Source organism: Pseudomonas sp. FA117, assembly GCF_057370475.1.
The window spans coordinates 1,308,772-1,330,977 of sequence record NZ_CM170675.1 but is presented as its reverse complement, the minus strand read 5'-3'; the positions used below and the strand labels follow the sequence as shown (position 1 = coordinate 1,330,977).

Sequence of the window (22,206 nt, the reverse complement as noted above, 5' to 3'; positions counted from 1 at the left end):
CTTGCGCCGATGAACCATGCCTTGACCCAGCTTCAGCCCTACCCCTTCGAAAAGCTCCGCGCCCTGCTCGGCAGCGTGAAGCCTGCGGCGGACAAACGCGCCATCGCCCTGTCGATCGGTGAGCCGAAGCACGAATCCCCGGCGTTCGTCGCCAAGGCCCTGGCCGACAACCTCGACAAGCTGGCGGTCTACCCCAGTACCCTAGGCCTGCCAGTACTGCGCCAGGCCATCGGCCAGTGGTGCGAGCGCCGCTTCGCAGTGCCGGCCGGCTGGCTCGATGCCGAGCGCCATATCCTGCCGGTCAACGGCACCCGTGAGGCGCTGTTCGCCTTCACTCAAACAGTGGTCAACCGCGCCGACGACGGCCTGGTGGTCAGCCCCAACCCGTTCTACCAGATCTACGAAGGTGCAGCGCTGCTGGCTGGCGCCACCCCGCATTACCTGCCCTGCCTGGAAAGCAACGGATTCAACCCGGACTTCGACGCGGTGCCGGCCGAGATCTGGAAGCGCTGCCAGATCCTGTTCCTGTGCTCGCCAGGCAACCCGACCGGCGCACTGGTGCCGATGGATACGCTGAAGAAGCTGATCGCCCTGGCCGACGAGCACGACTTCGTGATCGCTGCCGACGAGTGCTACAGCGAGCTGTACTTCGACGAAGACGCACCACCGCCCGGCCTGCTGAGCGCCTGCGCCGAACTTGGCCGCAGCGACTTCAAGCGCTGCGTGGTATTCCACAGCCTGTCCAAGCGCTCCAACCTGCCGGGCCTGCGTTCGGGCTTCGTCGCCGGCGACGCCGAGATCATCAAGCCGTTCCTGCTGTACCGCACCTACCACGGTTGCGCCATGCCGGTGCAGACGCAACTGGCCAGCGTCGCCGCCTGGCAGGACGAAGCCCATGTACGGGCGAACCGCGACCAGTACCGCGCCAAGTACGATGCCGTGCTCGAGATCCTGCAGCCGGTGATGGACGTGCAGCGCCCGGACGGCAGCTTCTACCTGTGGGCCAAGGTGCCGGGCAGCGACGCCGATTTTACCCGCGACCTGTTCGAGGCCGAGCACGTGACCGTGGTCCCGGGCTCGTACCTGTCGCGCGACGTGGATGGCGTCAACCCCGGTGCCGGACGCGTGCGCATGGCGCTGGTGGCGCCATTGGCCGAGTGCATCGAAGCCGCCGAGCGGATTCGCGACTTCCTCGCACGACGCTGAAATGCCCATTCATCCTCGGACCCGGCATCGATGCCAGGCCCGAGGTGTCTGTTTACCATCACCCTGCCCCTGGGCGTGAGGATGCTTCAGCGGATATAGCCTCATTGACTTATGTAATACCGAGCAATTCGGTTTACAGCGCAAGATCCTGGCCTCCTTAACCCGCCAGGAACCTGCCAATGCATACCCTCCTCCAACCCCGCTCCCGTCACCGCACGGACCCGCAGCTTTCCCATGATCTGGCCGTTGCCGAAAGCCCTCGCAACAGAGGCCTGAGCAGCGGCGGACGGAGAAAACGCGGACTGATCCAGACCGGCCGATTGTGGGCGCCCGGTCGCACATTGTGGATTTCGTTTCTCGGTGCGCCGGACAGAAAGCTCAAGATGTCGATATTCGAACTGGCTTGCCAGTGGGTAGATCTTTCCGATGCCAACCTGGAGCTTGATCTGTCGGAGGATGATAACAAGCATGCGCAGATCAGAATCCTCACGGGCAAGCATGTGCTTCACAACGAATCAGACATCGGCACCGACGCACTGGGTTATGACGATGACACGATGTCACTCAATGTCACGCCAGGCGATACGTTGTTCGAATCCACCGTACTGCACGAGTTCGGTCATGCGCTGGGGTTCGAACATGAGCACACCCACCCCGACGCCAATATCCCCTGGAACGAGACGGCGCTGTTCGAAGCGCACAAGCGTGCTGGCTGGTCAGAGCAGGACGTCAGAGCCCAATATCTGGTCAAGCGGCACGACAACGACCTGATCAAGTCCGAGTACGATCCGCTCTCCATAATGCATTACTCGATCGAGGCCTGGATGACCGTGGACGGTTCCGAGATAGAGCAGAACACGGAGATCAGCGCGAAAGATATCGAACTGATGCGCCTGGCCTATCCACACGACTGACGTCAACGGACCTGCCCCAGGTTCGCCTCGCTCATATCCAGCTCCCCCAGCACCTGGCGCACCACCTCATCGCCCACCAGGTGCTGGCGGTGCAGGCTGTACAGCTCCAGGCGCTGGGCCCGCAGCGCACGCAGGCGCAAGCGCCGTTCCAGCAGATCCATCTGCTCGGCCAGTGCGCGCGCCTCGGCGCTGTCGTCGTAACTGTCCAGCTCGTCCCGATATTCCGCCATCAGCCGGGCCTTCAGCTCGGTTGCAAGCGTCGCCTGGGCGGCGTCCTGAGGGGCGTTGGCATCGATGACTTCCTCGGCCTCGAGCGCGTGAATGGCCGCTTCGGCCGTGCGCCGCCAGGCCTCCTGGACCTCCTGGCGCAGGCGCTCGTCCGGGCTCTTGGTCACCCCGCGCAGGAGAACGGGCAAGGCGATGCAGGCACTGACCAGCGACAGCAGGATCACCCCGGCAGCGATGAAGATCAGCAGGTCGCGCTCGGGGAAAGCCTGGCCTGGGCCTATCAGCAAGGGGACCGACATCACACCCGCCAGCGTCACTGCACCGCGCACGCCGCCTAGGGTCAGCAGCCAGCATGAACGGGCGCTGGGCATCATCACCAGGGCCTGCTTGCCACGCCAGCGCCGTATCGCCCCCATGGCGCGCCACACGCTCTGCACCCAGACGAAACGCAGCAGCACCAATGCGACGAAGATCGCCACAACGTCCAGGCAACGCCAGGCCAGGGTTGGCCACAGCGAGGTTTCATGGCTGACCACCGCCTTGATGATGTCGGGCAATTGCAAGCCCAGCAGCAGGAAGATCAGGCCATTGAAGGCGAACTCCAGCAGCGACCAGACGCTGCGGTTGAGCAGCCGCGTGCTGGTCTGGCGCGGCAGCAGGTCGAGCCAGCTCTGCATCATGCCCGCCGCCACCGCCGAGAGGATGCCCGACACCCCCAGCCGCTCGGCGAGCACATAGGCGGCGAACGGCAGCAGCAACATGAACACCACATGGGTGGCCGGATCGTCCCAGCCCCGGGCGATCATCCAGGCCCGCAGGCGCCCGACCAGCCAGCTCAGCCCTACCCCGACGGCCAGGCCACCGATGGCCACCAGCACAAAGGTCAGGCTGGCGTCGGTCAGCGAGAACACTCCGGTGATGGCTGCCGCCAGGGCGAACTTGAAGGTCACCAGGCCTGAGGCGTCGTTCATCAGCGCCTCGCCCTGGAGCATGTGCATCAAGGGCGTTGGCAGGCGATCCTGGGTGATTGCCGACACCGCCACGGCATCGGTGGGCGACAGTACCGCAGCCAGGGCGAAGGCCACCGGCAGCGGGATGCTTGGCAGAATCCAGTGAATGAAATATCCCGCCCCCACCACGGTGAACAGCACCAGCCCCACCGCCAGCCCGACCACCGGCCCGCGCAGGCGCCACAGTTCGCGCTTGGGCATGCGCCAGCCATCGGCGAACAACAGCGGTGGCAAAAACAGGAACAGGAACAGCTCAGGGTCGAGGGCGACATGCAGGCCCAGAGTCGGCCAGGCCAGCAGGGCACCGGCAGCGATCTGCACCAGTGGCAGTGGCAGCGGCACCACGCGCCCGACCAGTTTGGACAGGCTCACCAGCATCAGCAGGATAAGAACGGTATAAGCTGACTGCATGTGGCGTGTTTTCCTTTTCGATTCAGAGCCATTGGACACATATAGTAACGATCCGTGCGTCCAACCGACCGCTGCACCTAAGTCGCAGGCCGCCGGAGATTATGTAACACCATGCTACACAAGCGGTTTGTACCAGAAGGCTGTCATCACCCATACCATGACAACAAGGAAGGTCCTTCGATGAGCACAGCACCGAACCACAACACACTCAGCAAACCTGGCCCCGATTGCGCCCTGCTCGTGATCGATATACAGAACGACTTCACCGCCGGCGGCGCCCTGGCAGTGCCCGACGGCGACCAGATCGTGCCGCTGGTCAACCAGATCGCCGCGAATTTTCGCACTGTGGTCCAGGCCCAGGACTGGCATCCTGCCGGCCATGCCTCCTTCGCCTCCAGCCATCCCGGCAGAAAGCCCTACGACGTCATCGAGTTGCCCTACGGCCCACAGGTGCTATGGCCGGACCACTGCGTGCAAGGCAGCCACGGCGCCGAATTCCATCCCGGGTTAGACCTGCCCCATGCACAGTTGATCGTGCGCAAGGGCGGCAACCCGCAGGTGGACAGCTACTCGGCCTTCTACGAAGCCGACCAGCAGACCACCACCGGCCTGGCCGGCTACCTGCGTGAAAAAGCCATCACCAACGTCTACGTGGTGGGCCTGGCCCTGGATTTCTGCGTAGCCTGGACCGCCCTGCACGCTCGACGTAAAGGCTTCAACACCTATGTGGTGCTGGACGCCTGCCGCGCCATCGACAGCAACGATTCGCTAAAGAATGCAATGGACGAGATGCGACTCGCCGGGGTGGTTTTCCTCGAGTCCGGACGATTGCTCGACAAAGCCTGAAAACACGTCGGTCAGAAGCCGGCGCCACAGCCGTGGCGCCGTACCGATAGTTACCGCATAATCCTGCCCACCCCAATTTTCGAGGAGTTGCGGGGTCGCTCCGGAAAGGTCCGGCGACCCTTGACGTTCAATGGCTTACATTCTCTACGGCATCAAGGCCTGCGACACCATGAAAAAAGCGCGTACCTGGCTCGAGGAAAAAGCCATCGGCTACGACTTCCACGATTACAAGACCCAGGGTATCGATCGCGACAGCCTGAACCGCTGGTGCGATGAACACGGTTGGGAAAAGATCCTCAACCGCGCCGGCACCACATTCCGCAAGCTCGACGACGCGCAGAAGGCCGACCTTGACCAGGCCAGGGCCGTCGAACTGATGCTCGCCCAACCGTCGATGATCAAGCGCCCGGTCCTCGACCTCGGCGGCAAGACCCTGGTGGGCTTCAAACCGGATCTGTACGCGGCCGCGCTGCAGTGAGCCGCCCGCTTTCACTCTATTTCTGTACGAGGTAACCGCATGTCCACCACTCTGTTCAGCCTGGCCTTCGGTGTCGGCACCCAGAACCGCCAGGGCACCTGGCTGGAAGTCTTCTACGCGCAACCCCTGCTCAACCCGTCCGCCGAGCTGGTCGCGGCCGTCGCCCCGATCCTCGGCTACGAAGGCGGCAACCAGGCGATCGCCTTCAGCCCGGCCCAGGCCGCCCAGCTGGCCGACGCGGTCAAGGGCGTGGATGCCATCCAGCACGCCCTGCTGACGCGCCTGGCCGAAAGCCACAAGCCGCTGGTCGCCACCCTGCTGGCCGAAGACGGCGCACTGGCCTCCACTCCAGAGGCCTACCTCAAGCTGCACCTGCTTTCGCACCGTCTGGTCAAGCCGCATGGCGTTTCCCTGGCCGGCATCTTCCCGCTGCTGCCGAACGTGGCCTGGACCAACCAGGGCGCCATCGACCTGTCGGAGCTCGCCGAACAGCAACTGGAAGCACGCCTGAAGGGCGAGCTGCTGGAAGTGTTCTCGGTGGACAAGTTCCCGAAGATGACCGACTACGTGGTGCCGAGCGGCGTGCGCATCGCCGACACCGCCCGCGTGCGCCTGGGCGCCTACATCGGCGAAGGCACCACCATCATGCACGAAGGCTTCGTCAACTTTAACGCCGGCACCGAAGGCCCGGGCATGATCGAAGGCCGCGTCTCGGCCGGCGTGTTCGTCGGCAAGGGGTCGGACCTGGGCGGCGGCTGCTCGACCATGGGCACCCTGTCCGGTGGCGGCAACATCGTCATCAAGGTCGGCGAAGGCTGCCTGATCGGTGCCAACGCCGGTATCGGCATCCCGCTGGGCGACCGCAACACCGTGGAAGCCGGGCTGTACATCACTGCCGGCACCAAGGTGAACCTGCTCGACGAGCACAACGAGCTGGTCAAGGTGGTCAAGGCCCGCGACCTGGCTGGCCAGACCGACCTGCTGTTCCGCCGCAACTCGCTCAACGGCGCAGTCGAGTGCAAGACCCACAAGTCTGCCATCGAGCTGAACGAAGCGCTGCACGCGCACAACTGAGCCCCTGGCAAGCCCCCTTTCGCAGTGGGCTTGCCCGCGATCAGCGGACGCTCGGTGCGTGAAATGTTAAGATCGGGTCTGGCACCACGCCAGACCCGATTTTCATTCCAGGCCCCGCGACCATGTTCCTGCCCTCCCCCTGGCGTGCCGACTTTCCCGCCATCGCCACCCTGCAACGCCAGCACCAGACCTACCTGGACAGCGCTGCCACGACGCAAAAACCCCAGGCGTTGCTCGATGCCCTGAGCCATTACTATGGCCATGGCGCGGCCAATGTGCACCGCGCCCAGCACCTGCCCGGAGCCCTGGCAACCCAGGCGTTCGAGGCCAGCCGCGACAAGGTTGCCACCTGGCTCAACGCTGGCGACTCCCGGCAGATCGTCTTCACCCATGGCGCAACCTCGGCGCTCAACCTCCTGGCCTATGGTCTGGAGCATGGCTTCGAAGCCGGAGACGAAATCGTCGTCAGCGCCCTGGAACACCACGCCAACCTGCTGCCCTGGCAGCAATTGGCACAGCGCCGCAAGCTGCGCCTGGTCGTGCTGCCGCTGGACGGGCATGGCCGGATCGACCTCGACCAGGCCCTGCAACTGATCGGTCCGCGCACCCGCCTGGTAGCCCTCAGCCAGTTGTCCAACGTGCTCGGGACCTGGCAGCCCTTGCCAGCGCTGCTCGCCCATGCCCGCGCCCAGGGCGCGCTGAGCGTGATCGACGGTGCCCAGGGCGTGGTTCATGGCCGTCATGACCTGCAGCAACTGGGCTGCGACTTCTACGTGTTCTCCAGCCACAAGCTGTATGGCCCCGAAGGCGTCGGCGTGCTCTATGGCCGCAGCGCAGCGCTCGCGCGGCTGCGGCACTGGCAGTTCGGCGGCGAGATGGTGCAGTTGGCCGATTACCACCAAGCGAGCTTCCGCCCTGCCCCGCTCGGCTTCGAGGCCGGCACGCCACCGATTGCCGCGGTGATCGGCCTGGGCGCAACACTGGACTACCTCGCCAGCCTCGACCCCGCCGCCGTGCTTGCCCACGAGAGCAGCCTGCACCAGCACCTGCTGCGTGGCCTGGCCGACCGTGAAGGCGTACGCATCCTCGGCACGCCGCAGAGCGCATTGGCCAGCTTCGTGATCGAGGGCGTGCACAACGCCGACATCGCCCATCTGCTCACCGAACAGGGAGTCGCGGTGCGCGCCGGACATCACTGCGCCATGCCCCTGCTCAAAGGGTTGGGGCTGGAGGGGGCGATTCGCGTTTCACTGGCGCTGTACAACGACAGCGACGACCTGCAGCGCTTCTTCGATGCGCTGGATCAGGGCCTGGAGCTGCTGCGATGAGCCTGCCCGAAGCGGCCCGACAGGCACTGGACAGCTTCGCCCAGGCCCAGGGCTGGGAACAGCGTGCGCGCCTGTTGATGCAGATGGGCGACCGGCTGGCGCCGCTGGAGCCATCCGACAAGAGTGAGGCCAACCGTGTACACGGCTGCGAAAGCCTGGTCTGGCTGGTTGCAGAGCAGGTCGAGGGGCAGTGGCAGTTCAAGGCGAGCAGCGATGCACGTTTGCTGCGTGGGTTGCTTGCGCTGCTGCTGCTGCGGGTGCAGGGCCTGACCCACACCGAACTGGCTGGACTGGACCTGCGTGAATGGTTCTCGCAGCTTGGGCTGGAGCGGCAACTGTCGCCCTCGCGCAGCAACGGGCTGCATGCGGTGTTGCTGCGGATGGCGGAGCTCGCCGCCCGCCCCTGACCCGGCGGCGTCTGTTTCGCGGGTGAACCCGCTCCCGCAAGGAGTGTGTTCATCCGCGAGGAAGCCCGGGCGGTTATTGCGCCTTGACCCGCTCCGAAGGCCGCCGCGCCCCCGCCACCAGCTTCTCCACTGCCTTGCTCACGGCCACCATGCCGAAGGTGGCGGTCACCATCATCACCGCGCCAAAGCCACCCGAGCAGTCCAGGCGCACGCCCTCGCCGACGAAACTCTTCTGCAGGCACACGCTGCCATCGCCCTTGGGGTAGCGCAGCTGCTCGCTGGAGAACACGCACGGCACGCCGTAGTTGCGGCTGACATTGCGCGAGAAGTTGTAGTCCCGGCGCAGGGTCGAACGCACCCGCGAAGCCAGCGGATCGTTGAAGGTCTTGTTGAGGTCGCCGATCTGGATCTGGGTCGGATCGATCTGCCCGCCCGCGCCACCGGTGGTGACGATGGCGATCTTGCGGCGCCGGCACCAGGCGATCAGGGCCGCCTTGGCCTGCACGCTGTCGATGCAGTCGATGACACAATCCAGCGACTCGGTGATGTACTCGAGCATGGTGTCACGGGTCACGAAGTCGGCCACCGCATGCACGGTACAGGCCGGGTTGATCGCCCGCAGGCGCTCGGCCATGACCTCGACCTTCGATCGCCCGACCTGCCCTTCAAGTGCATGCGCCTGGCGGTTGGTGTTGCTGACGCAGACGTCGTCCAGGTCGAACAGGCTGATTTCACCCACGCCGCTGCGCGCCAGGGCCTCGGCAGCCCATGAGCCCACGCCGCCGATACCGACCACCGCCACATGGGCCTGGCGCAGGCGTTGCAGACCATCGTCACCGTACAGCCGGGCGACACCGGCAAAGCGTGGATCTTCTGTGCTCATGTTGCTACCCCGAAAAAGCCGGCGCGCATTATAGGCCAAGCGAACAGCGTCGCGGGGGCTTGTCGACGCGAGGAGATCCTTCGTCCAGAGCGCGTTCATTAGGAAACAGCCTACCAATACTGCTTTAATGTCCTATCAAACAACTAGATCTGGACGACAATCAGAGCGGCCCCCTGGTGGCTGTCCGCTCCCCTCTCGGAACCTGAAGCACCTATGTCATCACGCAAATTCGGCCTCAACCTGGTGGTGGTCCTGGCCATTGCCGCGCTGTTCACCGGCTTCTGGGCGCTGATCAACCGCCCGGTGTCGGCGCCCGCCTGGCCAGAGCAGATCTCCGGTTTTTCCTACTCACCGTTCCGCCTTGGTGAAAGCCCGCAAAAGGGCCAGTACCCCAGCGAAGACGAGATGCGCCAGGACCTGGAGCAACTGAGCAAGCTGACCGACAACATCCGCATCTACACCGTCGAAGGCACCCAGGCGGAAATCCCCCACCTGGCCGAAGAGCTGGGCCTGCGCGTCACCTTGGGTATCTGGATCAGCACGGACCTGGAGCGCAACGAGCGCGAGATCGAAAAAGCCATCGGCCTGGCCAACAACTCGCGCAGTGTCGTGCGTGTGGTGGTGGGCAACGAGGCGCTGTTCCGAGAAGAAATCACACCAGAGGCCCTGATCAAATACCTGGACCGGGTACGGGCCGCAGTCAAAGTACCTGTGACCACCAGCGAGCAATGGCACATCTGGAAAGAGCACCCGGAGCTGGCCAAGCACGTCGACCTGATCGCCGCGCACATCCTGCCTTACTGGGAGTTCGTGCCGGTGGGCGACTCGATTCAGTTCGTGCTCGACCGCGCCCGCGACCTCAAGCGCCAGTTCCCGCGCAAACCCTTGCTGCTGTCGGAAGTGGGCTGGCCGAGCAATGGCCGCATGCGCGGCGGCGCCGACGCGACCCAGGCCGACCAGGCGATCTACCTGCGTACCCTGGTCAACACCTTGAACCGGCGTGGCTTCAACTACTTCGTCATCGAAGCCTATGACCAGCCCTGGAAAGCCAGCGACGAAGGTTCGGTGGGCGCCTACTGGGGCGTGTTCAACGCCGAGCGCCAGCAGAAATTCAACTTCGAAGGACCGGTGGTGGCCATTCCACAATGGCGCGCCCTGGCAGTCGCTTCAGTGGTGCTGGCGATGATCGCCCTGACCGTGCTGCTGATCGACGGCTCGGCGCTGCGCCAACGCGGGCGCACCTTCCTGACCTTCATCACCTTCCTCTGCGGGTCGGTGCTGGTGTGGATCGCCTACGACTACAGCCAGCAGTACAGCACCTGGTTCAGCCTCACCGTCGGCCTGCTGCTGGCGCTCGGCGCCATCGGTGTGTTCATCGTCTTGCTCACCGAAGCCCACGAGCTGGCCGAGGCGGTATGGATCCACAAGCGACGACGCGAATTCCTGCCGGTGCAGGGCGACACGGCCTATCGGCCGAAAGTCTCGGTGCACGTGCCGTGCTACAACGAGCCGCCGGAGATGGTCAAGCAGACCCTCGATGCCCTCGCCGCCCTGGACTATCCGGACTACGAAGTGCTGGTGATCGACAACAACACCAAGGATCCGGCCGTGTGGGAGCCGCTCAAGGCCCACTGCGAAAAGCTCGGCGAGCGCTTCCGCTTCTTCCATGTCGCGCCACTGGCCGGCTTCAAGGGCGGCGCGCTGAACTACCTGATCCCGCACACCGCCAAGGATGCCGAAGTGATCGCGGTGATCGACTCGGACTACTGCGTCGACCGCAACTGGCTCAAGCACATGGTGCCGCACTTCGCCGACCCGAAGATCGCTGTGGTGCAGTCGCCGCAGGACTACCGCGACCAGCATGAGAGCGCCTTCAAGAAGCTGTGCTACAGCGAATACAAGGGCTTCTTCCACATCGGCATGGTCACCCGCAACGACCGTGACGCAATCATCCAGCACGGCACCATGACCATGACCCGGCGCAGCGTGCTCCAGGAGCTGGGCTGGGCCGAATGGTGCATCTGCGAGGACGCCGAGCTGGGCCTGCGGGTGTTCGAGAAGGGGCTGTCGGCCGCCTATGCCCACAACAGCTACGGCAAGGGCCTGATGCCCGACACCTTCATCGACTTCAAGAAACAGCGCTTCCGCTGGGCCTATGGTGCGATCCAGATCATCAAGCACCACGCCGGCGCCCTGCTGCGCGGCAGGAACAGCGAGCTGACCCGAGGCCAGCGCTACCACTTCCTGGCCGGCTGGCTGCCGTGGATCGCCGACGGCATGAACATCTTCTTCACCGTCGGTGCACTGTTGTGGTCGGCGGCGATGATCATCGTGCCGCATCGCGTCGATCCACCGCTGATGATCTTTGCCATCCCGCCGCTGGCGCTGTTCTTCTTCAAGGTCGGCAAGATCGTGTTCCTCTACCGCCGTGCGGTGGGGGTCAACATGAAGGACGCCTTTGCTGCTGCCCTGGCGGGCCTGGCGCTGTCGCACACCATCGCCAAGGCGGTGCTGTACGGTTTCTTCACCAGCAGCATGCCGTTCTTCCGCACGCCGAAGAATGCCGACAGCCATGGCGTGCTGGTGGCGATTTCCGAGGCCCGTGAGGAATTGTTCATCATGCTGTTGTTGTGGAGTGCGGCAGCCGGGATCTACCTGGTGCAGGGGTTGCCCAGCTCCGACATGCGCTTCTGGGTGGCGATGCTGCTGGTGCAGTCGCTGCCGTACCTGGCGGCGTTGGTGATGGCGTTGCTGTCGTCGCTGCCCAAGCCAGGGGAAAAGGCCGCTGAACCGCAACAGGCCTGATGGAGCCGGGCTGCTTCGCAGCCCATTCGCGGGCAAGTCACAGCGCCGAACCGCCGCCCCCACAAGGCCGAGCAGTTCTTGCAGGGCGGTTCGGCACTGCGACTTGCCCGCGAATGGCCGTGAACCCTGAAATCATTTGATATAAGATAACGCCCCTCAGATTTCCCGCCTTGCCTTGCCCCGGAGTCCCCCATGACGGCCCCTGCCGAGCTCTCGCCTACCCTTCAACTGGCCTGCGACCTGATCCGTCGCCCCTCGGTGACGCCGGTCGATGCCGACTGCCAGGCACAAATGATGAACCGTCTGGGCGCCGTCGGCTTCCAGCTCGAGCCGATGCGCTTCGAGGATGTCGACAACTTCTGGGCCACCCACGGCACCCAGGACGGCCCGGTGCTGTGCTTCGCCGGCCATACCGACGTAGTGCCCACCGGCCCGGTGCAGCAATGGCAGCATGAGCCCTTCGACGCCCTGATCGACGCCGACGGCATGCTCTGCGGTCGCGGTGCTGCCGACATGAAAGGCAGCCTGGCATCGATGGTGATCGCCAGTGAACGCTTCGTCAGCGACTACCCCGACCACCGCGGCAAGGTCGCCTTCCTCATCACCAGCGACGAGGAAGGCCCGGCGCACCACGGCACCAAGGCCGTGGTCGAACTGCTCAAGGCGCGTAACGAGCGCCTGGACTGGTGCATCGTCGGCGAGCCATCGAGCACCACGCTGCTCGGAGACGTGGTCAAGAACGGCCGCCGCGGCTCGCTCGGCGCCAAGCTGACCGTGCGCGGCAAACAGGGCCATGTGGCCTACCCGCACCTGGCGCGCAACCCGATCCACCTGGCCGCGCCGGCGCTGGCCGAACTGGCCGCCGAGCACTGGGACGAGGGCAACGCTTTCTTCCCGCCGACCAGCTTCCAGATCTCCAACCTCAACTCCGGTACCGGCGCCACCAACGTGGTCCCAGGCGACCTGGTCGCGCTGTTCAACTTCCGCTTCTCCACCGAGTCGACCGTCGAAGGTCTGCAACAGCGGGTGGCAGCGATCCTCGACAAGCACCAGCTGGAGTGGTCGATCGACTGGGCGCTGTCGGGCTTGCCGTTCCTCACCGAACCGGGCGAACTGCTCGATGCGGTGTCGTCGAGCATCAAGGCCGTCACCGGGCGCGACACCCAGCCATCCACCAGCGGTGGCACCTCCGATGGTCGCTTCATCGCCACCATGGGCACCCAGGTGGTCGAGCTCGGCCCGGTCAACGCCACCATCCACCAGGTGGACGAACGCATCCTGGCCAGCGACCTCGACCTGCTGAGCGAAATCTACTACCAGACCCTGGTCCGGTTGCTCGCCTGATGCTCGCCTGCCCCCTCTGCCAGGCGCCCCTGGCGCAGCTCGACAGCGGCGTGGCCTGCCCTGCCGGCCACCGCTTCGACCGCGCCCGCCAGGGCTACCTGAACCTGTTGCCGGTGCAGCACAAGAACAGCCGCGACCCAGGCGACAACCAGGCCATGGTCGAGGCCCGCCGCGACTTCCTCGACGCCGGCCACTACGCCCCGGTGGCCGCGCGCCTGGCGCAGCTGGCCGCCGAGCGCCAGCCAGCGGCCTGGCTCGACATCGGCTGCGGCGAGGGCTACTACACCGCGCAGATCGCCCGGTCGCTGCCAGCGGCAGACGGCTATGCCCTGGACATCTCCCGCGAGGCGGTCAAGCGAGCCTGTCGCCGCGCGCCGCAGTTGACCTGGATGGTCGCCAGCATGGCCCGCGTACCGATGGCCGACGCCAGTTGCAACTTCATCGCCAGCGTCTTCAGCCCGCTGGACTGGGCCGAAGCCAAGCGCCTGCTCGCCCCTGGTGGCGGCCTGATGCGGGTCGGACCGACCAGCGGCCACCTGATGGAGCTGCGCCAGATGCTCTACGATGAAGTGCGCCCCTACGCCGACGACAAGCACCTGGCCCTGATCCCGGACGGCATGCAGCACGCCCACGGCGAGGTGCTCGAGTTCACCCTGACACTGAGCGAAGCCAAGGCCCGCGCAGACCTGCTGGCCATGACCCCGCACGGCTGGCGCGCCAGCGCCGAGAAACGCGCCAGGGTGATCGAGCAGCCCGAGCCGTTCGACGTCACGGTTTCAATGCGTTATGACTATTTCGTGCGCCAAGACTGAGCACACCCGGAGCCCTGAAATGCGCCAACCCGATATCGAGATCTACCTCAAGGACGCCGACGTCGATCACAAGCAGATCGCCGACTGGCTGACCCAGGCCCTGGGCCCATGCAGCGAGTGGAAACAGAAAGGCCAGACCTTCAAGTGCACAGCCGGTAACATTCCGGTCACATGGTTACCCAAGGCTGTAGGGAAATGGAACAGCCTGTACCTGGAAAGCGATCAGACGCCGTGGGCCGATGACGTGGCATGCGCGCGTGCCGCCTTCGCGGCGCTGAATGTCGAAGTGCGCTGCGCGCCGGGCAGCTGGGCCGAGGAAGATGGGGAAGAGGATGCCGATCGCTGGATCCGCATCAGCGCCGACGGAGAAGAGGAAATCACCTGGCGCACCAACTGAAAAAGCTCGCATCAGGCTGCAAGTTCCACGGACAACCTGCAGCTTGAAGCGTGCCGACTACCTGTCAGAGACCGACCACGTCCTCTGCCTGCAGGCCTTTCTGGCCCTGCACCAGGTTGTACTCCACCTGCTGTCCTTCGACCAGGGTACGATGCCCCTCACCGCGGATCGCACGATAGTGGACGAACACGTCCGCTCCCCCGTCGCGCTGAATGAAGCCAAAACCCTTGGCATCGTTGAACCACTTCACATTCCCAGTCTCACGAGACGACATCTGAAACACTCCGGATTTTTATTTTGAAGATCGCCTTGCAGGCACAGGGCTCCGCCCTTTGCCGACACAGCTTGAGGAAATTTCCTGCAAGGTGCGGACCGAGTATATGACACGCAACAAAAAAATTTGATGACCGGCCCGTAGAGCGACGTTTTTTGCTGAACTTATGCCGATACAGCAGCCTAACTTGCTGGTATATCACCTGATACATTTTTCCAGGGCCGACACCCCATGACCCGTTCCCCCCTGCGCCGCCTGATCTTCGGCGCCCTGCGTCGCGTCCTGTACCTGTGGGTGCGCTCCGAAACCATCAACCAGTCGTCGCTGACGCTCAACCTCGACCGCAGCCGCCCGGTGTTCTACGCCCTGCCCTCGCCATCGCTCACCGATCTGGCCGTGATCGACCGCGAATGCACCAATGCGGGGCTGCCACGCCCGGTGCTGCCGGTCAGTGTCGGCCCGCTGCAGGAACCCGCCGCATTCTTCTACCTGACGCCGGACCCGGACTGGCTCGGCCGGCATGACAAGCGCGGTGCACCGCCCACCCTCGAGCGCCTGGTCACCGCCCTCGGCGAACATGCCGAAGAAGATGCGCAGATCATTCCGGTGAGCGTGTTCTGGGGCCAGACCCCAGCCAGCGAAAGCAGCCCCTGGAAGCTGCTGTTCGCCGACAGCTGGGCGGTCACCGGGCGCCTGCGCCGCCTGCTGACCGTGCTGATCCTGGGGCGCAAGACCCGCGTGCAGTTCTCGGCGCCGATCCACCTGCGCGAGCTGGTGCAGCACAACAAGGGCCACGAGCGCACCGTGCGCATGGCCCAGCGCCTGATGCGCGTACACTTTCGCAATCTCAAGACGGCGGTGATCGGCCCGGACATCTCGCACCGGCGCAACCTGGTCAAGGGGCTGGTGCATGCGCCCCTGGTCCGTCAGGCCATTGCCGAGGAGGCGCAACGCGAGAACATCCCCCAGGCCAAGGCCGAAGCCAAGGCCCTGCACTATGGCAACGAGATCGCCTCCGACTACACCTACACCGCCATCCGCTTCCTGGAAGTGGTGCTGAGCTGGTTCTGGAACAAGATCTACGACGGCATCAAGGTCAACCACATCGAACAGGTGCAAGGCATCGCACCTGGCCACGAAGTGATCTACGTGCCGTGCCATCGCAGCCACATCGACTACCTGCTGCTGTCGTACCTGTTGTTCCGCAATGGCCTGACACCGCCGCACATCGCCGCCGGCATCAACCTCAACATGCCGGTGATCGGCGGCCTGCTGCGCCGCGGCGGCGCCTTCTTCATGCGCCGCACCTTCAAGGGCAACCCGCTGTATACGGCGGTGTTCAACGAGTACCTGCACACCCTGTTCACCAAGGGCTTCCCGGTGGAGTACTTCGTCGAGGGCGGGCGCTCGCGCACCGGGCGCATGCTGCAACCCCGCCCAGGCATGCTGGCGATCACCCTGCGCAGCTTCCTGCGTTCCTCGCGTACCCCGATCGTCTTCGTGCCGGTGTACATCGGCTACGAGCGCGTGCTCGAAGGCCGCACCTACCTGGGCGAACTGCGCGGGGCGAGCAAGAAGAAGGAGTCGATCTTCGACATCTTCAAGGTCATCGGGGCGCTCAAGCAGCGCTTCGGCCAGGTCTACGTCAACTTCGGCGAACCGATCCGCCTGGGCGCCTTCCTCGACCAGCAACAGCCCGGCTGGCGCGAACAGGAACTCGGTCCGCAGTTCCGCCCGGCCTGGCTCAACGACACCACCACGCGCCTGGGCGAAACGGTGGCCCGGCACCTGAACGGCGCAGCGGCGATCAACCCGGTCAACCTGGTGGCGCTGGCCCTGCTGTCGACCAGCCGCCTGGCCCTGGACGAACGTGCACTGGTACGGGTGCTGGACCTGTACCTGGGCCTGTTGCGCCAGGTCCCCTACTCGCCGCACATCACCCTGCCCGAGGGTGACGGCAAGGCACTGATCGAGCACGTCAGGGGCATGGAACTGCTGGCCGAACAGAAGGACGCCCTGGGGCGCATCCTTTACCTGGACGAAGCCAATGCGGTGCTGATGACGTACTACCGCAACAACATCCTGCACATCTTCGCCCTGCCGGCGCTGCTGGCAAGCTTCTTCCTGAGCAGCGCGCGAATGAGCCGCGAACTGCTCGGCCAGTACGTGCAGGCGCTGTACCCCTACCTGCAGGCAGAGCTGTTCCTGCACTGGAGCCCGGAGCAGCTCGACGAGGTCATCGACCAGTGGCTGGCGGCATTGGTGGAGCAAGGCTTGCTGCGTTTCGAGAATGGCGTGTACCTGCGCCCGGCGCCCAGTTCGCGTCAGTTCGTGCTGCTCACTCTGCTGGCCAGGGCCATCACCCAGACCCTGCAACGCTTCTACATGGCCACCTCGCTGCTGCTCAACAGCGGCCAGCACAGCCTGAATGCCGAGGAGCTGGAAGGCCTGTGCGTGATGATGGCCCAGCGCCTGTCGATCCTGCATGGGCTCAATGCCCCGGAGTTCTTCGACAAGACGCTGTTCCGCCACTTCATCCAGACCCTGGTGCGCGAAGGTGTGCTGCAACCTGATGCCGAAGGCAAGCTGGGCTACCACGACAAGCTCGCCGAACTGGCCGAGGGCGTCGCCAAGCGGGTGCTGTCGGTGGAGCTGCGCTTGTCGATCCGCCAGGTTGCGCTGCACCGGGACGAAACCGGGGAACAGGCTATCGTCTGATGCAGGGTCGGCCTTTTCGCGGGCAGGCCCGCTCCTGCAAATGTCTGTGGGAGCGGGCTTGCCCGCGAAAAAGGTCACCATGGCAGATGCACCGAACATGGCGCTGAGCACCGGACAGATTTCCTTCCCCGCCCGCCATTGCGCTAAAGTCCCAGTGGTCGGCCACAAGCCCCCGCCAAGGATTGCCCAGAGCCCATGAAAAAACTCGTCACGCTGTGCTGCGCCACCCTGCTGGCAGCCTGCTCAAGCCATACCCCGTCCAACCAGGCCAGCCTGGAGGGCGAAGTCTTCTACCTGCAGCGTATTGCCCTGCCTCCTGCCGCCACACTCAGCGTGAGCCTGCAGGACGTGTCGCTGATGGACGCCCCGGCCGTGACCCTGGCCAGCCAGTCCGGCCCGGTCAAGGGCAACGTGCCGCTGCCCTTCCAGCTCAGCTACGACAAGGCCAAGGTCCAGCCAGGCCACCGCTACGCGATCAGCGCGCGCATCGAACTCGATGGCGAGCTGCTGTTCATCAACACCGAGCACCACGGCGTCAGGCTCGACGGCAGCGATCCGCAACCGCTGCGGGTCAAGGTCGATCCGGTACGCTGACCCTGCCTCATTTCTGCCCATAAGGAAGTCTTCATGATTCGTTCCTCCCTGCGCTTCACCACCCTGTGCGCCGGCCTGCTGCTGTCGGCCAGCGCCCTGGCCCTGTCGCTCGGCGACCTGTCCCAGAACGATGCCGCCGGCGGCCTCAAGGATGCCCTGACCCAAGGCGCGCAGATTGCCGTCAAGCAACTGAGCACCCCGGGCGGTTTCAGCAACAACCCCGACGTGCGCATCGAACTGCCCGGCAACCTGGGCAAGGCGGCCAAGGCCATGAAGATGTTCGGCAAGGGTGACCAGGTCGATGCCCTGGAAACCGGCATGAACAAGGCCGCCGAGGCCGCCGTGCCGCAAGCCCAGGCCATTCTGGTGGATGCGGTGAAGAAGATGACCGTCACCGATGCCAAGGGCATTCTCAGCGGTGGCGAGGATTCGGCCACCCAGTACCTGAACAAGAGCAGCCGCGAGCAGATCCGCGCCAAGTTCCTGCCAATCGTCAAGCAGGCCACCGACAAGGTCGGCCTGGCCCAGCAGTACAACAGTTTCGCCGGCCAGGCCAAGGGGCTGGGCCTGATCAAGGATGACGCCAATATCGAGAACTACGTGACCGAAAAAGCCCTGGACGGGCTGTTCGAGATGATCGCCAAGCAGGAGCAGAGCATCCGCCAGAACCCGGCGCAGGCAGCCACCAGCCTGGCCAAGAAAGTCTTCGGCGCACTCTGATTCGACCACCCCCACGGCCTGAAAGCGCATTGCGGGCAGACGCCCGCGATGCCACCCCAGCCCATGCTCATGGGCGCCGCCAGAACGACCACCCGGCGGTTTTACGCAAAAGATCCCCAGAGCGGCACTTGCACGATCTGCGCACGGCTGCTTGAATCCAATTCGTCAGTCTTCATGTGACCCGCCGGTCACACATGGAGTCCAAGACGCCTTTTGCTGGCCACCCAGGGTCTCGATGCCCTGGGGCACGGCAGATAGCCCGCCAACAACAATACCCGTCGACCCACGCAACAGGGATCGGCACTGGGCCCCGGTTTCACTTCCAGGCGAATGCCTACCTGTCATATGAAACGTGCACCCTAGGGTTCTGCGCAGCCATCCCGAGCGATCGTTACGGCTGGGCAGGCCACTAGGGTCTGTGTGAAAAGTCTTGAGACGAAGGTCAGGCAAGGCGAAAACAGCCGAGGAAGCGGAGTTTACGGGTTGTAAATGAGCATTCCGAGGCTGTTTTCAACGCAGCATGAACGAGTATCAAGGCTTTTCACACAGAACCTAGAGACGCGAGTGCCCTTTTTGCGCCAGGAGTCGATGACATGAGGCCAGAAATCGCTGTACTTGATATCCAAGGTCAGTACCGGGTTTACACGGAGTTCTATCGCGCGGAAACGGCAGAGAAGACGATCGTCCTGATCAACGGCTCGCTGGCCACCACGGCGTCGTTTGCCCAGACGGTGCGCAACCTGTATCCGCAATTCAACGTGGTGTTGTACGACCAGCCCTATGCCGGCAAGTCCAAGCCACACAACCGCCAGGAGCGTCTGCTCAGCAAAGAGACCGAGGCGCATATCCTGCTGGAGCTGGTCGAGCACTTTCGCGCCGATCACGTGATGTCCTTCTCCTGGGGCGGTGCCTGCACCCTGCTGGCGCTGGCGCACCAGCCACGGCGGGTGAAGAAGGCGATCGTCAGCTCGTTCTCGCCGGTGATCAACGCGCCGATGCGCGACTACCTCGAGCGCGGTTGCCAGTACCTGTCGGCCTGCGATCGCTGCCGGGTCGGCAACCTGGTCAACGACACCATCGGCAAGCACCTGCCGTCACTGTTCAAGCGCTTCAACTACCGCCACGTGAGCAACCTGGACAGCCACGAGTACTCGCAGATGCATTTCCACATCAACCAGGTGCTGGATCACGATCTGGAGCGGGCATTGAAAGGCGCGCGCAACATCGACATTCCGGTGCTGTTCATCAACGGTGAACGTGACGAGTACACCACGGTGGAGGACGCGCGGCAGTTCAGCCGCCATGTGGGCAAGAGCCAGTTCAGCGTGATTCGCGATGCCGGCCACTTCCTCGACATGGAACACAAGACCGCCTGCGAGGATACCCGCAGCGCCATGCTCGGCTTCCTCGAGCCCGCGCGCGAGGCCCGCCAGCGCTACACCTACGTGCAGGGGCAGCATGCGCTGGCCATCTGAGGGGTTCGGCAACCTGTAACCGTCACCCGCCGGTTGCAGGTGGTCGAGAGGCTTTTTTACAACCCCGGGCTTCTCATATGAGCCGGGTTCTGGTAAAAAGTCGCGCTGCGAAGCGGGTATAGTTTAGTGGCAAAACGAAAGCTTCCCAAGCTTTAGTTGAGGGTTCGATTCCCTCTACCCGCTCCACTTCCAATCAGTTTTTCCGCTACTCCCTGGTGGACAAGCCAGATCCTCAACACCACCTTGCCTCTGATCCGAATGTTGTGGCGCTGCCATTACCGCTGGTCGACCCCAACACCGTCTGAAGGCTCTCTCCCGCATCAATGCAACCAGCCGCGCAAGCCGCGTACGAGCAGTTCATCCAGCAAGCCGGAACGCCTCTGCCATTCGGTCCTGCTCACGTGCCGCCAAGCCTAGACCCTGAGCCAGGGTTCGCCATTGACCAACGATGTCTCGGAAGTCGTTGATGATCTCGTCTGCTTCTTGAAGCTGCAGGCGGAAGTAAACGGCAACCTCCCGAGCCAACTCAAGATCGAGCGCGTTATCCGCATCGGTAATATTCAGCTTCAGGCCGTCGGCATGGGAGACAGGATTCATGTCGTAGGCCTGGGAAAGCTTCCAGCCGCGCCTTGGCACCAGGATGAAACCGTGGTTACGAAGATGGTCGTCCGTGTTGGAGACCAGGATGTTGAAGACGATTCGCGACCATAGCTCTCGCAGGTCTTCGTCAGGTTGCGAACCCTGACTCATGAGTACCTCTGCGAGCTCCAGGTAGCTCACTCCTGTCGATGCGTCGTCACCGTCACTGTGTCCAGTCAAGGTCATCGCTGAGGCAAAATGCAGGCGGCGACCTGAATCGGTCCGATCGAAGCGGCGCACCATGAAACAATGATGCTCGCTGGCGAACCTGCGAGCCTGCGCCGAAGCCACGTCAAGGCCGCAACCGTTGGCCAGGGCATTGACTACCATTTCCCATCCGCCGACATCATAGGTATCCCGCGTGCTTGGGAATTTCGCGATGTACAAACGCCCCGCTTCGTCTGCGACGCTCGCCTTTGGCCTCGCACCGCCGAGCGAACCGCCTGGAGCGATGAGCATACGTAGCCAGTCATGTCCTTGGATAGCGACATTGTCTGGGTCCTGTTCAAGGGCATGACTGGCCTGTTCCAGCGCGCGAATTTCAGTGAAAGGTGGAGCCGCGACGTTGATGCGGTTGTCGAGAAAATCCCCGGCATCCCCGAGTCGGTACCGTAGCGCACCCACTCGATACATATCGTGTACCCCAAGCAGATAGTCCGACTCGTAGAGTCGTGCATCCGCGTGCACCAGACCCGCTCGCCTGTCACGCTCAAATCTCCTGTCCATCAGCAGGCGCCCCCAACGGTCAGGACTTGAGTCATCGAAGACCCCGAACTTGTCTCTCGGTGGCGTGGGGTACTGCGGGCCGCCAAAGGATTGAATGCTCGGGTCCAGTTGCAGTCCGGCCAGATAAGGCTCTGCCAGCGCAGCAGTGTCGTACTCGAACTCGAATCGCTCCGTGGCTCTGGTCCTGCGGCTGTGCAGGAAGCCAAGCCGTTGTGGGGCTGGCAGGCCATCCCAGTCTGCATACACGGCGATCATGCTCATGAGGGCACATTCCCTTTGCGTTTTGGCTTGCGAAGCATCGCGGTCAGACTATCCGTGCTCACCGCATCGGGGAACAACTCCGGTTTTTCGTCGAGGACTTGCCTCGGTGCGCCCTCAGCCGTCGGCCGGTTGCACTTGGCTTGCGCTTTTTCTGCCTTGGACGAAGGGGCGCTGAGCGGCGCGCGAGCTACCGGCGCAGGATTGTGAACGACAGCTCTTGGGCGGCTGGGTACAGCATCGCTGCTCATCAACCGAGCGTCCTGCAACTGTCGACCCAGCTCATCTGCGGCAGCAAGCTTTGCGAGGTCGCCGGCCAATCCAAGAACCTGCATCACGGACAGGTAAGCCCCCATCGTGACACCCGATCCCCCAGCCTCCAGTGAGCGTAGCGTCATGGGAGACATGCCCGCCCGTTCGGCGACTTGTTTGGCAGTCAACTTTCGGCGCAGGCGCGCAAGCTTGAGCCGCTCACCGAATTCGACGAGAAGGTTGTTTGTCGCCGGCAAGAGTGGGGCTGTCTTCTTGGCCATGGCTAATATTTCATCTCTTTTCACTTAAAACAGCCAAAATATTAGCACTTTACTCATAAAATCACGAGCCCGTGCGTTTTTGACCACCTCAAGCACAGTTGACGAGGCTAATATTCCCTCCTTCCC

20 protein-coding genes and 1 tRNA gene are annotated in these 22,206 nt (G+C 63.8%); 16 read left to right on the top strand and 5 right to left on the bottom strand.

The window, feature by feature from the left end; all coding sequences use genetic code 11:
• The first annotated feature begins 9 nt into the window (after positions 1-9).
• Entirely contained in the window at positions 10-1,206 is a 1,197-nt protein-coding gene (gene dapC, locus AC1TXO_RS06215) for a succinyldiaminopimelate transaminase (protein WP_486405505.1), read from the top strand.
• A 179-nt stretch (positions 1,207-1,385) separates the two neighbouring features.
• Complete coding sequence (locus AC1TXO_RS06210; RefSeq protein WP_486405504.1) at positions 1,386-2,120, top strand: M12 family metallopeptidase; 735 nt, start codon at positions 1,386-1,388, stop codon at positions 2,118-2,120.
• 2 nt (positions 2,121-2,122) lie between these two features.
• On the opposite strand, the gene AC1TXO_RS06205 is transcribed toward AC1TXO_RS06210, so the two are convergent.
• The gene (locus AC1TXO_RS06205; RefSeq protein WP_486405503.1) at positions 2,123-3,769 is read right to left on the bottom strand and encodes a Na+/H+ antiporter; all 1,647 of its coding nucleotides are present in this window, start codon (positions 3,767-3,769) and stop codon (positions 2,123-2,125) included.
• A 180-nt stretch (positions 3,770-3,949) separates the two neighbouring features.
• Here AC1TXO_RS06205 and pncA point away from each other — a divergent pair, with 180 nt between their 5' ends.
• The 5 genes from pncA (at position 3,950) to AC1TXO_RS06180 (ending at position 7,902) form a co-directional block, all read left to right on the top strand.
• Positions 3,950-4,615, top strand: a complete 666-nt coding sequence (pncA, locus tag AC1TXO_RS06200; RefSeq protein WP_486405502.1) for a bifunctional nicotinamidase/pyrazinamidase — start codon at positions 3,950-3,952, stop codon at positions 4,613-4,615.
• 130 nt (positions 4,616-4,745) lie between these two features.
• On the top strand, positions 4,746-5,093 hold the full coding sequence (locus AC1TXO_RS06195; protein ID WP_330076248.1) for an ArsC family reductase: 348 nt from the start codon (positions 4,746-4,748) through the stop codon (positions 5,091-5,093).
• Positions 5,094-5,132: 39 nt separating this feature from the next.
• Entirely contained in the window at positions 5,133-6,167 is a 1,035-nt protein-coding gene (gene dapD, locus AC1TXO_RS06190) for a 2,3,4,5-tetrahydropyridine-2,6-dicarboxylate N-succinyltransferase (RefSeq protein WP_486405501.1), read from the top strand.
• Between the two features lie 122 nt (positions 6,168-6,289).
• Complete coding sequence (locus tag AC1TXO_RS06185) at positions 6,290-7,495, top strand: aminotransferase class V-fold PLP-dependent enzyme (RefSeq protein WP_486405500.1); 1,206 nt, start codon at positions 6,290-6,292, stop codon at positions 7,493-7,495.
• Positions 7,492-7,902 (top strand): SufE family protein, encoded by a 411-nt coding sequence (locus AC1TXO_RS06180; RefSeq protein ID WP_486405499.1) that lies wholly within the window; start codon positions 7,492-7,494, stop codon positions 7,900-7,902. The genes AC1TXO_RS06185 and AC1TXO_RS06180 overlap by 4 nt, the downstream gene beginning before the upstream one ends.
• A 73-nt stretch (positions 7,903-7,975) precedes the next feature.
• On the opposite strand, the gene tcdA is transcribed toward AC1TXO_RS06180, so the two are convergent.
• Positions 7,976-8,785 carry a tRNA cyclic N6-threonylcarbamoyladenosine(37) synthase TcdA gene (gene tcdA / locus AC1TXO_RS06175; protein ID WP_065862293.1) on the bottom strand — a complete coding sequence of 270 codons (810 nt, stop codon included), beginning with the start codon at positions 8,783-8,785 and terminating at the stop codon, positions 7,976-7,978.
• A 213-nt stretch (positions 8,786-8,998) separates the two neighbouring features.
• Between tcdA and AC1TXO_RS06170 the strand changes: the two genes are divergently transcribed.
• The 4 genes from AC1TXO_RS06170 (at position 8,999) to AC1TXO_RS06155 (ending at position 14,143) form a co-directional block, all read left to right on the top strand.
• Positions 8,999-11,590 (top strand): glycosyltransferase, encoded by a 2,592-nt coding sequence (locus AC1TXO_RS06170; RefSeq protein ID WP_486405498.1) that lies wholly within the window; start codon positions 8,999-9,001, stop codon positions 11,588-11,590.
• Between the two features lie 192 nt (positions 11,591-11,782).
• The gene (dapE, locus tag AC1TXO_RS06165) at positions 11,783-12,934 is read left to right on the top strand and encodes a succinyl-diaminopimelate desuccinylase (protein ID WP_486405497.1); all 1,152 of its coding nucleotides are present in this window, start codon (positions 11,783-11,785) and stop codon (positions 12,932-12,934) included.
• On the top strand, positions 12,934-13,746 hold the full coding sequence (locus AC1TXO_RS06160; RefSeq protein WP_486405496.1) for a putative RNA methyltransferase: 813 nt from the start codon (positions 12,934-12,936) through the stop codon (positions 13,744-13,746). Before dapE ends, AC1TXO_RS06160 begins: the two co-directional genes overlap by 1 nt.
• Positions 13,747-13,765: 19 nt before the next feature.
• A complete protein-coding gene (locus AC1TXO_RS06155) occupies positions 13,766-14,143 on the top strand; it encodes a hypothetical protein (protein ID WP_486405495.1) in 378 nt (125 codons plus the stop codon).
• A 64-nt stretch (positions 14,144-14,207) separates the two neighbouring features.
• Here AC1TXO_RS06155 and AC1TXO_RS06150 read toward each other — a convergent pair whose 3' ends face one another.
• On the bottom strand, positions 14,208-14,417 hold the full coding sequence (locus AC1TXO_RS06150) for a cold-shock protein (protein ID WP_486405494.1): 210 nt from the start codon (positions 14,415-14,417) through the stop codon (positions 14,208-14,210).
• A 231-nt stretch (positions 14,418-14,648) separates the two neighbouring features.
• Between AC1TXO_RS06150 and plsB the strand changes: the two genes are divergently transcribed.
• The 5 genes from plsB to AC1TXO_RS06125 all read left to right on the top strand — a co-directional run bounded on the left by plsB (position 14,649) and on the right by AC1TXO_RS06125 (position 20,110).
• On the top strand, positions 14,649-17,135 hold the full coding sequence (plsB, locus tag AC1TXO_RS06145; protein WP_486405493.1) for a glycerol-3-phosphate 1-O-acyltransferase PlsB: 2,487 nt from the start codon (positions 14,649-14,651) through the stop codon (positions 17,133-17,135).
• A gap of 195 nt (positions 17,136-17,330) precedes the next feature.
• A complete protein-coding gene (locus tag AC1TXO_RS06140) occupies positions 17,331-17,729 on the top strand; it encodes a YbaY family lipoprotein (RefSeq protein WP_486405492.1) in 399 nt (132 codons plus the stop codon).
• A gap of 33 nt (positions 17,730-17,762) precedes the next feature.
• Positions 17,763-18,449 carry a DUF4197 domain-containing protein gene (locus tag AC1TXO_RS06135; protein ID WP_486405491.1) on the top strand — a complete coding sequence of 229 codons (687 nt, stop codon included), beginning with the start codon at positions 17,763-17,765 and terminating at the stop codon, positions 18,447-18,449.
• A gap of 593 nt (positions 18,450-19,042) precedes the next feature.
• Complete coding sequence (locus tag AC1TXO_RS06130; protein WP_486405490.1) at positions 19,043-19,924, top strand: alpha/beta fold hydrolase; 882 nt, start codon at positions 19,043-19,045, stop codon at positions 19,922-19,924.
• A gap of 112 nt (positions 19,925-20,036) precedes the next feature.
• Positions 20,037-20,110: transfer RNA gene (locus AC1TXO_RS06125), tRNA-Gly, on the top strand.
• A gap of 171 nt (positions 20,111-20,281) precedes the next feature.
• Here the strand turns inward: AC1TXO_RS06125 and AC1TXO_RS06120 are convergent.
• Together AC1TXO_RS06120 and AC1TXO_RS06115 are read right to left on the bottom strand one after the other, a co-directional pair.
• A complete protein-coding gene (locus AC1TXO_RS06120; RefSeq protein WP_486405489.1) occupies positions 20,282-21,550 on the bottom strand; it encodes a type II toxin-antitoxin system HipA family toxin in 1,269 nt (422 codons plus the stop codon).
• Positions 21,547-22,080 carry a helix-turn-helix domain-containing protein gene (locus AC1TXO_RS06115; RefSeq protein ID WP_486405488.1) on the bottom strand — a complete coding sequence of 178 codons (534 nt, stop codon included), beginning with the start codon at positions 22,078-22,080 and terminating at the stop codon, positions 21,547-21,549. Before AC1TXO_RS06115 ends, AC1TXO_RS06120 begins: the two co-directional genes overlap by 4 nt.
• Between the last annotated feature and the right edge of the window lie 126 nt (positions 22,081-22,206).